Annotated in this window: 11 protein-coding genes; 7 read left to right on the forward strand and 4 right to left on the reverse strand. The window is 66.8% G+C overall.

Features of this window, described 5'->3' with window-relative positions:
- The first annotated feature begins 14 nt into the window (after positions 1 to 14).
- The 3 genes from pstB (at position 15) to phoB (ending at position 2,630) form a co-directional block, all read left to right on the forward strand.
- The gene (pstB, locus tag ACERNI_RS11545) at positions 15 to 860 is read left to right on the forward strand and encodes a phosphate ABC transporter ATP-binding protein PstB (protein ID WP_448833560.1); all 846 of its coding nucleotides are present in this window, start codon (positions 15 to 17) and stop codon (positions 858 to 860) included.
- 147 nt (positions 861 to 1,007) lie between these two features.
- The gene (gene phoU / locus ACERNI_RS11550) at positions 1,008 to 1,718 is read left to right on the forward strand and encodes a phosphate signaling complex protein PhoU (protein ID WP_448833439.1); all 711 of its coding nucleotides are present in this window, start codon (positions 1,008 to 1,010) and stop codon (positions 1,716 to 1,718) included.
- A 213-nt stretch (positions 1,719 to 1,931) separates the two neighbouring features.
- A complete protein-coding gene (gene phoB / locus ACERNI_RS11555; protein WP_448833440.1) occupies positions 1,932 to 2,630 on the forward strand; it encodes a phosphate regulon transcriptional regulator PhoB in 699 nt (232 codons plus the stop codon).
- Positions 2,631 to 2,918: 288 nt separating this feature from the next.
- On the opposite strand, the gene ACERNI_RS11560 is transcribed toward phoB, so the two are convergent.
- Positions 2,919 to 3,482 carry a GcrA family cell cycle regulator gene (locus tag ACERNI_RS11560; protein ID WP_448833441.1) on the reverse strand — a complete coding sequence of 188 codons (564 nt, stop codon included), beginning with the start codon at positions 3,480 to 3,482 and terminating at the stop codon, positions 2,919 to 2,921.
- A 658-nt stretch (positions 3,483 to 4,140) separates the two neighbouring features.
- Here ACERNI_RS11560 and ACERNI_RS11565 point away from each other — a divergent pair.
- The 3 genes from ACERNI_RS11565 to ACERNI_RS11575 are packed head-to-tail and all read left to right on the forward strand — an operon-like array spanning position 4,141 to position 7,393.
- A complete protein-coding gene (locus ACERNI_RS11565) occupies positions 4,141 to 5,343 on the forward strand; it encodes an acetylornithine transaminase (protein WP_448833442.1) in 1,203 nt (400 codons plus the stop codon).
- A complete protein-coding gene (gene argF, locus ACERNI_RS11570) occupies positions 5,343 to 6,359 on the forward strand; it encodes an ornithine carbamoyltransferase (protein WP_448833443.1) in 1,017 nt (338 codons plus the stop codon). Before ACERNI_RS11565 ends, argF begins: the two co-directional genes overlap by 1 nt.
- Positions 6,359 to 7,393 carry an Hsp33 family molecular chaperone gene (locus ACERNI_RS11575; protein WP_448833561.1) on the forward strand — a complete coding sequence of 345 codons (1,035 nt, stop codon included), beginning with the start codon at positions 6,359 to 6,361 and terminating at the stop codon, positions 7,391 to 7,393. The genes argF and ACERNI_RS11575 overlap by 1 nt, the downstream gene beginning before the upstream one ends.
- A gap of 418 nt (positions 7,394 to 7,811) precedes the next feature.
- Here the strand turns inward: ACERNI_RS11575 and argE are convergent, their stop codons facing one another.
- A complete protein-coding gene (gene argE, locus ACERNI_RS11580; RefSeq protein ID WP_448833444.1) occupies positions 7,812 to 8,960 on the reverse strand; it encodes an acetylornithine deacetylase in 1,149 nt (382 codons plus the stop codon).
- A gap of 175 nt (positions 8,961 to 9,135) precedes the next feature.
- Entirely contained in the window at positions 9,136 to 9,543 is a 408-nt protein-coding gene (gene apaG / locus ACERNI_RS11585) for a Co2+/Mg2+ efflux protein ApaG (RefSeq protein ID WP_448833445.1), read from the reverse strand.
- Between the two features lie 693 nt (positions 9,544 to 10,236).
- Between apaG and ACERNI_RS11590 the strand changes: the two genes are divergently transcribed.
- A complete protein-coding gene (locus tag ACERNI_RS11590; RefSeq protein ID WP_448833446.1) occupies positions 10,237 to 10,914 on the forward strand; it encodes a S24 family peptidase in 678 nt (225 codons plus the stop codon).
- A 273-nt stretch (positions 10,915 to 11,187) separates the two neighbouring features.
- Here the strand turns inward: ACERNI_RS11590 and ACERNI_RS11595 are convergent, their stop codons facing one another.
- The gene (locus ACERNI_RS11595; RefSeq protein WP_448833447.1) at positions 11,188 to 11,991 is read right to left on the reverse strand and encodes an enoyl-CoA hydratase/isomerase family protein; all 804 of its coding nucleotides are present in this window, start codon (positions 11,989 to 11,991) and stop codon (positions 11,188 to 11,190) included.
- Positions 11,992 to 12,112: the final 121 nt, after the last annotated feature.

Below are 12,112 nucleotides of genomic sequence, written 5' to 3' on the forward strand. Positions count from 1 at the left end.
GGCCGCCCATGAACATGACCGTCGCACAATCCGCCGCCGTGTCGTCGGCGCGCCCCATGCAGCCTGCCGGAGCCAGACGCCAGATGCCCCACGCCCAGGAAACCGCGAACGAGAAGATCTCGGTCCGCAACCTCAAGTTCTATTACGGCGATGCGCTGGCGCTGAAAGGCATCTCGCTGCCGCTGTATGAGCGCAAGGTCACCGCGTTCATCGGACCTTCCGGCTGCGGCAAGTCCACGCTGCTGCGCATTCTCAACCGCATGTATGACCTGTATCCGGGCCAGCGCGCCGACGGCGAGGTTCTGCTCGACGGGGAAAATATCCTGTCGCCAAAGCAGGACAAGAACCTGCTGCGCTCGCGGGTCGGCATGGTGTTCCAGAAGCCGACGCCGTTCCCGATGACCATCTATGACAACATCGCCTTCGGCGTGCGGCTCTACGAGAAGCTCTCGAAAACCGAGATGGATGAACGGGTCGAGTCGTCGCTGCGCCGCGCCGCCCTGTGGAACGAGGTGAAGGACAAGCTTCACGCCAGCGGGCAGAGCCTTTCTGGCGGCCAGCAACAGCGCCTGTGCATCGCCCGCACCGTTGCCATCAAGCCGGAAGTGATCCTGCTCGACGAGCCGTGCTCGGCGCTCGACCCGATCTCCACCGCCAAGATCGAGGAACTGATCGACGAACTGAAGGCCGAGTATACCATCGCCATCGTCACCCATAACATGCAGCAGGCGGCCCGCTGCTCCGAGTACACCGCCTTCATGTATCTGGGCGAACTGGTCGAGTTCGACGAGACCTCGCGCATCTTCACCACCCCATCCGACCAGCGGACGCAGGATTACATCACCGGCCGGTTCGGCTGACGGGCGCCGGTCAGCGCCCGCGCCCCGCGCGATGACGGGCCTGAGGAACAGCAACATGACCCGGAGGCGAGGGCGAGGCCGCCCCCTCCGCCAGAACAGCACGGACATCGCCGGCAACCGCCGGTTGATGGTCCAGGGAGACAGAGCATGGCCGAACATATCGTTTCCGCCTATGACGCCGAACTCGCCGCCCTGCGCAACCGCGTGGTCGAAATGGGCGGCATCGCCGAGAAGATGCTGGATGACGCGACCCGCGCGCTGGTGCGCCGCGACGCCGAACTGGCCCAGTCGGTCATCAACACTGACGCCCGCCTCGACAGCCTGCAGCGCGAGATCGAGGAAAACGCCATTCTCACCATCGCCAAACGCCAGCCGATGGCGGTGGACCTGCGCGAGATCATCTCGGCGATCCGCGTCGCCGGCGACGTCGAGCGCATTGGCGATCTGGCCAAGAACATCGCCAAGCGCGCCGTGGCCATCAGCGGCCAGATGCAGCCGACCCGCATTGTCGTCGGCGTCGAGCACATGAGCGACCTGGTCCAGGAACAGCTCAAGGACGTGCTTGACGGCTTCACCCAGCAGAACGTCAACGTCGCCATCGACGTCTGGAAGCGCGATGGCGAAATCGATGCGCTGTACACATCGCTATTCCGTGAGTTGCTGACCTATATGATGGAAGATCCGCGCAATATCGGCTTCTGCACCCACATGCTGTTCTGCGCCAAGAATATCGAACGCATCGGCGATCACACCACCAATATCGCCGAGACGATCTATTACCTGGTCACCGGCAATCCGCTGGTCAGCGAGCGGCCGAAAAATGATGACACCAGCTTCGCCCGCGTGGGCGAGGGCTGAGACGGGGCTTTCGGGCCAGGACCGCCGCCAGGCAAAAGAGGGCGCCGCTCTCCCTGATGCACTGCATCGGGCTGGGGGCAGGGCATGGACGGGCGCCTGGCGGAGCTGTGACTGGCTCCGGGCAGGCGCGACATGCCGCAGAGGCTGGCGGGATCGCGCCGCTGGCCGGAGAACCGCCGGGGCGTGAGAAGTCCGCCGGGCGTGGAGTGGAATATGGCGACGCGCATTCTGATTGTTGAGGATGAGGAATCCCTCTCCCTGCTGCTGCGTTACAACCTTGAAGCTGAGGGTTATATTGTGGATGCCGTGGCGCGCGGCGACGAGGCCGAGGTGCGCCTGCTGGAGGCGCCGCCGGATCTGGCGTTGCTGGACTGGATGCTGCCAGGCCTTTCCGGCATCGAGCTGTGCCGCCGCCTGCGCCAGCGCGAGGAGACGGCGCGCCTGCCGGTCATCATGCTGACGGCGCGGGGCGAGGAGGCGGAGCGCATCCGCGGCCTTGCCACTGGCGCCGATGACTATGTGGTCAAGCCATTCTCGGTGCCGGAGCTGCTGGCCCGCGTTCGCGCCCTGCTGCGCCGCGCCAAGCCGGGCCACGTGGCGGCGCTGCTGACCGCCGGAGATATCGAGCTGGACCGTGAAACCCGTCGCGTCCGCCGCTCGGATCGCGAGCTGCATCTGGGCCCCACCGAATTTCGCCTGCTGGAATTCCTGATGCAGAGCCCAGGCCGGGTGTTCACCCGCGAACAGTTGCTCGACAGCGTCTGGGGCCGGGACGTCTATATCGACGAGCGCACGGTGGACGTGCATGTGGGCCGCCTGCGCAAGGCCATCAACCGGCCGCGCCAGCCCGATCCGATCCGCACGGTTCGCGGGGCGGGCTATTCGTTCGATGAAACCTTCGCCCGCTCCTGAGCGGGGGTGTTGTTGGGGGGGCCGGTTTTCAGCGGGGCGGTCGCCGTCCTGCGTCAGGACAATGCGCCAGATCAGGGCCGTAAGGCAGATCGCCCCCGGCGTGGTCTGGTTGCACAGGCTGGATGCCCGTCATTGCAAAACCCGCCGCGCCGGCGGGTTTTTTGTGCGCGCCTGAAGTCTTGCCGCGCGAAGGCGGTGCGCGCCGGCAAACCAAAAAGCACCAAAAAGCAAATGCCCGCGACGGGCGCGGGCATTGGATCGGCGCGATGGCTGGCGGCCGCCGCCGGCTCAGTTGCTGCGGCGGTCGCGGCGACGCTCCGGCGGCTGGTAAGCGATGCGGCTGTGGAAGGTGCAATAGGGAATGCCCGGCGTCGTCCGGTTGCCGCAGAAGCAGAAATCCGCCGTGGTCGGATCGCCCATGGGCCAGCGGCACATGTTCTCGCGCAGTTCCATGATGGTGACGCGCTGGGATTCCGGCGCGGCGATGGCCGGAGAGGACGACACGGCGGCGACGGCCGCAGGCGCCGGCGTTTCCATCGGGCGCTCAGGCGCAGCGGCGACGGCGGCCAGCGCCGTGTTGCCCTGCACCAGCGGAATGCTGGCGGTGGCCCGCGCGGTTGTCGTCGCGACGCGCGGTGCGGCGACGGAAACGGTCTTGCGCGGCTTCTGCGCGCTCCCCGATGGTGATTTTGCCCGGCCGGACAGGCCAAGGCGATGAACCTTGCCGATCACCGCGTTACGCGTCACGCCGCCCATGGCGGTGGCGATCTGGCTGGCGCTGAGCCCTTCCGACCAGAGCTTCTTCAGCAGTTCGACGCGTTCGTCGCTCCAGCCGCTTCCAGCCTCGCTCATCCGTCCCTCCGCACCAAATTCGGTCATGCAGAAAATCTGCGTAAACGCGCTGAACTGGTTCAGCTACGCAAAACATCAATTCGCCAAGGTAACGGCGCCACGATATGTCGTGGGATATGTCCAGGACCATACAAGATGGCGGGACAGGGCTTCAACCGCAGCAGTCCGCTCCCCACCGTTTTCCCCAGGAACATGATGAAAACGAGTCCGTGATCATCTTTTTTCAACGATTTTACGGACGTGGGAGGCTGGACGGGCGGTTGCCGCTGGATAACACATATGGCGGCAAAGGCACGCCGTCATTGTCGCGTGACTGTTGCACGCCGGCGTCATGATCCGCCGCCTGGCTGCTCCGCGCCACTGGCCGGAACCGGCAGGAACTTCGCCTTGGCCTGGTCCCGACCTGGTCTGGATCTGGCCCGAAACCGGGAGCCTGTCTGGCGTCGCGGTGTAAATGCATCCCGTAATTGACAGAATTGTCGCCCGGCATAAAATACAGCCGGTGCCGCCCTTCGTGAGGGCGGCACTTTGATTTTCATGAACGATTGGGCTCTGGGCGCTGGCGCCCCGATCCCGCGTTCGCAGGCGCGACGCAGCCTGACGGCGAATACGGCAAAGTTGATGTCGGGGCCGGCGTCGCCATCAGGGAGTGCGGTCAGTGACGTCGCCGCTGTTGCCAACTTTTGCGCGTGTGGATCTTCAGTTCGAGCAGGGCCAGGGCGTCTGGCTGACGACGCGCGATGGCGAGCGATATCTCGACTTCGGCTCCGGCATCGCCGTGAATTCGCTCGGCCACGCCCATCCGCATCTGGTGGAGGCGCTGACCCGGCAGGCCGGCAAGCTCTGGCACACCTCCAACCTGTTCCGGATTCCGGAAGGCGAGCGGCTGGCCCAGCGACTGGTCGACAACTCCTTCGCGGATCAGGTGTTTTACACCAACTCGGGCGCCGAGGCGCTGGAGTGCGCCATCAAGATGGCCCGCAAATATCACGCGGCCAACGGGCAGCCCGAGCGCTATCGCATCATCACCTTCGAGGGCGCGTTCCATGGCCGCACCCTGGCCACCATCGCCGCCGGCGGTCAGGCCAAATATCTGGAAGGCTTTGGCCCGAAGGTGGATGGCTTCGACCAGGTGAAGGTGGATGACGCGGAGGCGTTGAAAGCCGCCATTGGCCCGGCCACGGCCGCCATCCTCATCGAGCCCGTGCAGGGCGAGGGCGGCGTGCGCGTTGTGCCGCCCGCCAAACTGCGCGAACTGCGCAAGCTGTGCGACGACAATGGCCTGCTGCTGATCCTCGACGAGGTGCAGACCGGCGTCGGCCGCACCGGCAAGCTGTTCGCCCATGAATGGTCCGGCGTCACGCCCGATATCATGGCCATCGCCAAGGGCATCGGCGGCGGCTTCCCGCTGGGCGCCTGCCTGTCGACGCTGGAGGCCGGCAAGGGCATGACCGCCGGCACGCACGGCACCACCTTCGGCGGCAATCCGCTGGCGGTGGCGGTTGGCAACGCCGTGCTCGACGTGGTGCTGGCGCCGGGCTTTCTCGATCATGTCAACCAGATCAGCCTGGCGCTGCGCCAGCGCCTCGCCGAACTACGCGACCGCTTTCCGCACATCATCGCCGAGGTGCGGGGCGAGGGGCTGCTGCTGGGCCTGAAGCTCAATGTGCCCAACACCGATTTCGCGGCGGCGGCGCTGGATGAAAAGCTCATCCTGGTCGGCGCTGGCGACAACACCGTCCGGCTGTTGCCGCCGCTCACCATCACGGAGGATGAGGCGCGGGAAGGTCTTGCCCGGCTTGAGGCCACGGCGGGGCGCCTGCAGCGCGAGGTGCGCGGCGCCGCGGCGGGAGCGGCGTGATGAACGTGCGTTTCGGGACGGCGTCGCCTGGCGACCCCGTCAGTCTGTCACCGGAGTTACTGAAGGATCAGAATTTGTCGGCTTCGTCGCAGCAGCGGCGCAACTTCCTTGACCTCACCGATTTTAGCGGTGAGCAGTTGCGCCATGTTCTTGAGATCAGCAAGCGCCTGAAAGCGGCGCGTCGGCGGGGCGAGCGCTCCGACTTTCGCCCGCTGACCGGCAAAACCCTGGCGATGATCTTCGACAAGCCATCGACGCGAACCCGCGTGTCCTTCGATCTCGCCATGCGCGAACTGGGCGGCGAAACCATCATGCTGACCGGCGCAGAGATGCAGCTTGGTCGCGGCGAGACCATCGCCGACACCGCCCGCGTCATGTCGCGTTACGTCGACGCCATCATGATCCGGATTCTCGACCACGCCGCCATGACCGAACTGGCCGAATACGCCAGCGTGCCGGTCATCAACGGCCTCAGCAAGCAGTCGCATCCCTGCCAGATCATGGCCGATCTGCTGACGTTCGAGGAGCGGCTGGGGCCGATCACCGGCCGCAAGGTGGCGTGGACCGGCGACGGCAACAATGTGCTGGCCTCGTGGATCCATGCCGCCGCGCGCCTCGATTTCGAGATCGCCGTGGCGGCGCCGAAGGACCTCGGTCCGGCTCCGGAGGTGCTCGACTTCATCCGCGCCAGCGGCGTGAAGGTGACCCTGACCGATGACCCGGCGGAGGCCGTGAAGGGCGCCGAGGCGGTCATCACCGACTGCTGGGTGTCGATGGGCGATGAAGAAAGCGAAACCCTGCGCCAGAAGCTGCTGCTGCCATACCAGGTCAACGCCGCGCTGATGGCGAAGGCTGAAAAGAACGCCATCTTCATGCACTGCCTGCCGGCCCATCGCGGTGAAGAAGTCACTGACGAGGTGATGGACGGCCCGCAGTCCGTGGTGTTCGACGAGGCGGAGAACCGTCTGCACGCCCAGAAGGGCGTTCTGGCCTGGTGCCTGGGCGCGGCTGAGTGATGGCTGGAGAGGAAGCAGGCGGCCTTCACGCCGGCGACGACCTGTCCCTGCCGTTCGCAGTCGAGGCGCTGGACGTGCGCGGCCGCGTCGTGCGCCTCGGGCCGGCGCTGGACGCCGTGCTGGCGCGCCACAACTATCCGCCGGCGGTGTCCCGCGTGGTCGGCGAGGCCATGGCCCTCACCGTGCTGCTCGGCTCGGCGCTGAAGCTGGAAGGCCGTTTCCAGCTGCAGACCCGTTCATCAGGGCCGGTCAACATGGTGGTTGTCGATTTCGACGCCCCGGACCAGGTCCGCGCCTGCGCCCGGTTCGACGCTGCGGCGGTGGCTGCGGCGTCGGAAGCCGGCGAGACGTCGACGGGGGCGCTGCTTGGCAGGGGCCATCTGGCCATGACCATCGACCAGGGCAGCCACGCCAGCCGCTACCAGGGCATCGTGCCGCTGGAAGGCCAGAGCCTGGAGGCCTGCGCCCATACGTATTTCCAGCAGTCGGAGCAGATCCCGACCCTGGTGCGGCTTGCCGTTGGCGAGGAAATGACGCCGGAATCGCCTACGGGGCGGTTCTACCGGGCCGGCGGGCTGATGGTGCAGTTCATGCCCCATTCGGTTGACCGTCTGCGTCATGCAGACCTGTCGCCTGGCGACGCCCCGGCGGGCCACCAGATCGCCGCCGGCGTCGAGGATGAGGCCTGGAACGAGGCCCGCATGCTGGCCGAGACCACCGAGGCCCACGAACTGCTCGATCCCCTGCTGTCCAGCGAGCAACTGCTGTACCGGCTGTATCACGAGCGCGGCGTGCGGGTGTTTCCGGCCCAGCGGGTGCGCGAGGCCTGTCAGTGTTCGCGCGAGCGCATCATGGGCATGCTCACCGGCTTCAGCCATCAGGAGCGCGCCGACATGGTGGGGGATGACGGCCGGATTGGCGTGACCTGCGAATTCTGCTCGCGGCACTATGACCTGGACCCCGGCCAGGTGGAGGCGGAAATCGTCGCCGCCGCGCTGGCGAATTCAGGAGAAGGCGGCGACCGCGAGCACTGAGTGTTCCTGACATCGGTAATGTTTGACCGGCGCGGCCCAGTCGCGCCGTTTTTTGCTGGGGTTCGAGCAGGCGCTGGCCTTCAGGCAGTGCCTGGCCAGGACGTCTTCATGGGCAATGGCCCGCGCTTTTGTGATGGAAACCGCGTCAGGCCGGCAAATATCTCCCGGACAAAAAATGTCATCAGGCCAAAGGGACAAGGGCGTCCCGCGAGCCGGATTTTAGCCGCGATGCCCCGGCTTTCGCGCACGCCGCGCCACGTATTTTACCGCGCCGCGCGCCGCGCCCGATTGGCGTCATGCCCGCGCTGTCGCGGCATTCACGTCTTTCCACGGCTGGGCATGGGCCACGCCGATGGCCAGAACAGGCCCGGTCAGACACACCCGGCCCCGCCAGTCACCAGGCGGCCAGCCCCGCGCGTCAGGCGCTGAGCGCCCCGATCAGCCGGCGGACAAAGGCGGTTCCATTTTCCAGCTCCGCCAGGGTGATGAACTCGTCGGCCTGGTGCGCCTGGTCAATGGAGCCGGGGCCGCAAACAACCGTGGCGATACCGCCATTCTGGAAATGCCCCGCCTCCGTGGCGAAGGACACTGTCGTGGTGTGATTGCGTCCGGCCAGACGCAAGGCCAGTTGCTCGGCGGCGGAGCCGGGCTTCGGCGCCAGGTGCGGCACCGCCACGTCGCAGATGGTTTCGATGCGGGCTTCCGGGGCGCCCAGGCGCATGGCCGGCAGCACGGAAGCTTCGGCGAAGGCGGCCAGTTCATCCATTACGTCGCGATGGCTGTGGCCGGGCAGGCCGCGAAACTCCCACAGGAAGCTGCAGTCGCGGGCGATGATGTTGCGGGCCGTGCCGCCATGGATGGCGCCGACCTGCAACGTCGAGCAGGGCGGGTCGAACAGGCCGGTGGGGTCGCCCGCCGCCGTGAACAGCTCCTGCCGGCGCGCCAGCCAGTGGATCAGCTCCGCCGCGGCCATCACCGCGTTGGCGCCATGCGCCGGCTGTGAGGAATGGCCTTCCTTGCCGGTGATGCGGGTGGTTAGCGACACCACGGATTTGTGGGCGGTGACCACATTCATGCCGGTGGGTTCGCCCACGATGGCGACGCCGGGGCGCGGCAGGTCCACGCCCATGCGCGCCACCGCGTCGACTACGCCAAGGCAGGAGACCTCCTCGTCATAGGACAGCAGGATATGGATCGGCGTCGCCAGCCGTGCGGCGAGCATCTCCGGAACCAGCGCCAGCACAATGGCGACGAAGCCCTTCATGTCGACGGCGCCGCGCCCGTAGGCGCGCCCGTCCGCCACCCGCAGCCGCCAGGGATCGCTGCTCCAGGCCTGACCCGCCACCGGCACCACGTCCGTATGGCCGGACAGCAGCACGCCGCCATCCTGTGCGGGACCAATGCTGGCGAACAGCGCGGCTTTCTCGCCGGTTGCGTCGGGGATGCGCACGGAAGCAACGCCAAGCTGCGCCAGCCAGGCTTCGACAAAGGCGATGAGCTCCAGGTTGGAGCGGTGGCTCTCCGTATTGAAGGCGACCAGTCGCTCCAGCATGGCGAGAGGCGTCACATTGGCTCCTGATGGTTCCGGAGGGGGCGCGCCGGTCCAGACGGCGCCTGCGCTCCCTGTCCTGTTCGATGCGGCCACAGGTGGGACTGGCGAACCGCGCGGCGTCGTTGCTCTCCGCCCAGTTTCACATCAGATGCGGCTTCGCGCCAGACACGCCGGCCTGTCGGAAGCGCGGTCAGTGGATGATGCGCGCCACGCCGGCGCGAATGGCGTAGGGGCTGTCCAGCACGAAGGTGGGAATGGTCACCTCGAAGCGCTCGCCCGCGGCGTCAATCATGGCGTAGCTGCCGCTCATCACCCCATGCGGCGTGCGCAGGGGGCAGCCGCTGGTGTAGGTGTAGGCGTCGCCGGGCGCGATGTGGGGCTGCTCGCCGACCACGCCGGCGCCGGTGACGGCTTCCACCGCGCCGTCGCCATCAACGATGCGCCAGGTGCGGGCCCGCAACTGCACCGGGCGCGGGCCAAGATTGGCGATCTGCACCGTGTACGCCCAGAAATAATCGCCATGCCCCGGTGAGGACTGGTCCTCAAGGAAGCTGGGCGTCACGGTTACTTCGATGTCGTGGGTCAGTGCCCGGTACATGGCGCGCTCCACTCGCAAACGCACGTCACACCAGAAGCGGCCAGGCCCCTGCCAGAGCTTGTCCCTGCCAGAGCTTTGCCCCCGCCAGAGCTTGCCCCGCCAGAGCTTGCACACCGGCTGGACTTGGCCCCTGGCTGGACTTTGACCGGCTACATGGTCATGGCATCCGGATGGAACGTCCTGGCTGTCGCCGGATTTCCCAGCGAGGCTATCCGCTTCATCCGGACTTTAACCAGGTTCGCGGCGGTTCCCAAGTGGGCCTTCAGGGGACGACGCAAGACTCACTTCAACAATCGACGCGCTTCAACCCGACGTCAATGGCGCCGAAAGGCGAACGGGAGGAGCGCCGACTGGTTATCTTGTCGCGGAGCGAAAAAGGGAATAAATTCTTTGGCATAGGGCTGTTTCGCCTGTCGCCTCGCCGGGTTGGGGGCGGTTCCGCGGCGGCCCTGCAGGGACAACCAGTTGTACGGAGCGCCGCGAGATCGAAGGCTGTGGGAAACGCGGCTTTTGCTGGCGCTCTGGACGAGGGGGCAGGGGCATGGGCCTGGCGACCCCAGGCATTGGGCCAATGTCTGGAGCCAGGCCAGCGTCTTGCCTTGGGTCAGCGTCTTGGCCCGGGTCAGGAACTCGCCCTGGATCGGGAGCGCGCTTTGGCGCGCGGCATGTGTCGGAGGTGTTCAGGAGGCAGCCATGCTGTCACATCAGCAGATCTGGCAGGCGATCGACGGGCTGGCGAAACGCCACGGCCTGTCCGCGTCAGGCCTCGCCCGTCGCGCCGGGCTTGATCCCACCACATTCAATCGCTCGAAGCGCATCGCCGCGGATGGCCGCCTGCGCTGGCCGTCGACGGAATCGGTGGCCAAGGTGCTGGACGCCACGGGCGCCTCCATTCACGAATTTCTGACGCTGGTGGATGGGGATGCGGGCGCAGCCGGCGCCAGGCAGATGCCCCAGGCAAGCTCCGGCCCGCAGCCGGCGCGGCCGCGCGGCCTCCCGTTGATCGGCATGGCCCAGGCTGGACAGGGCGGCTATTATGACGATTCCGGCTATCCCGTTGGCTCCGGCTTCGATGAAGTGATTTTTCCGCGCCCCGGCGATGGCTCCCTGTATGGCCTCAAGGTCGCGGGTGATTCCATGCTGCCGGTGTATCGCGACGGCGATGTCATCGTTGTCGATCCGGCGGCGACCGTGCACAAGGGCGACCGCGTCGTCGCCCGCACCCGCGATGGCGAGGTGCTGGCCAAGGAACTGGCCGCCCGCACGACCCGGGTGGTGCGACTGCGTTCGCTCAATCCTGAACACGCCGAGCGGGAGATCGCTCTGAAGGATCTGGACTGGATCGCCCGCATCGTCTGGGCGAGCCAGTAGGGGGCGCGCCTCTCTGGCCGGGCTGGGCATGCGCCAGGGCCGGCCCCATGCGCCAAGGCCGGCCCCATGCGCCAAGGCCGGCCCCATGCGCCAGGGCTGGCCCCATGCGCAAGGGCCGGCCATGCCCGCCGCCAGCCCAGGGGGCGGCGGCGCCCGATAGGGAAACTGGCGCCGCCTGGCTCCGGGAAGCTGGCCAAGAGAACTGGCCAAGAGAACTGGCCAAGCGACCTGACCAAGCGACCTGGTCAAGAGACCTGGCGGACGTTCAACCGTTCAACGCCCCCGGAACACGGGCGGGCGCTTTTCGAGAAAGGCGTTGATCGCCTCCTCGTTGTCCTCTGTCATCGAGGCCAGGATATACTGGTCGTTGTCCATGTGAGCGGTCAGACGGTTCAGCGCGGTTGCCTGTTCGGTGATGGTGCGTTTTGCCATGCGCATGCCAATCGGCGGCAGGGCGGCGGCCTTGCGCGCCCAGCGCATTGCGGCGTCCAGGGCCTGGCCATCTTCCGACATTTCGTCGATCAGCCCCCATTCCAGCGCCTGGGGCGCATAAACCCGCTCGCCGAACAGGATCAGTTGCTTGGCCCGGGATGGGCCGAGCAGGTTCAGGATACGCGGGGCGGCGTTCCAGTTGAGGTTCCAGCCAAGGGGGATCTCGGGAAGGCGCATGTGAGCGCCGCGACCGGCGATGCGGAAATCGCATGAGGCCGCCAGCGCCAGCGCGCCGCCAAGGCAAAAGCCCTCAATGGCGACGATGGTGACCTGATCGAGGTTCTCCCACGCCGCGCAGGTGGTGGGAGCGAGGCGCAGCAACTCGCGCTTTTCCAGCAGCGGCGCGGTCCGGCGGGCCTGGTGGTCGGGGTCGGCCAGATCGGCCCCCGACGAAAACACCGGATCGCCGGTGAGGATCACCGCGCTGGTGTGAAAATCGTCGCGCAGCCGTAACGCCGCCTCGCGCAACGCCTCGATGGCCTTCACGGACAGGGCGTTGATGCGATCGCCCCGGCGCAGGGTCACGGTGGCGATGCGATCTTCAAACGTGACGCTGACCGGCCCGACCTCGAATGGCATGGACATGAGCTTCCTCCCGTGACGCCGCCGTTGCTGGCGGTCTTCCGGGATGAGGCTAGAGCAAAATCCACCCGGCCTGAACCGGATTTCGCCCGGCTGCCTGCACGGGCGCGTTTTCTCCATGCGG

The organism is Camelimonas sp. ID_303_24, from assembly GCF_053543495.1.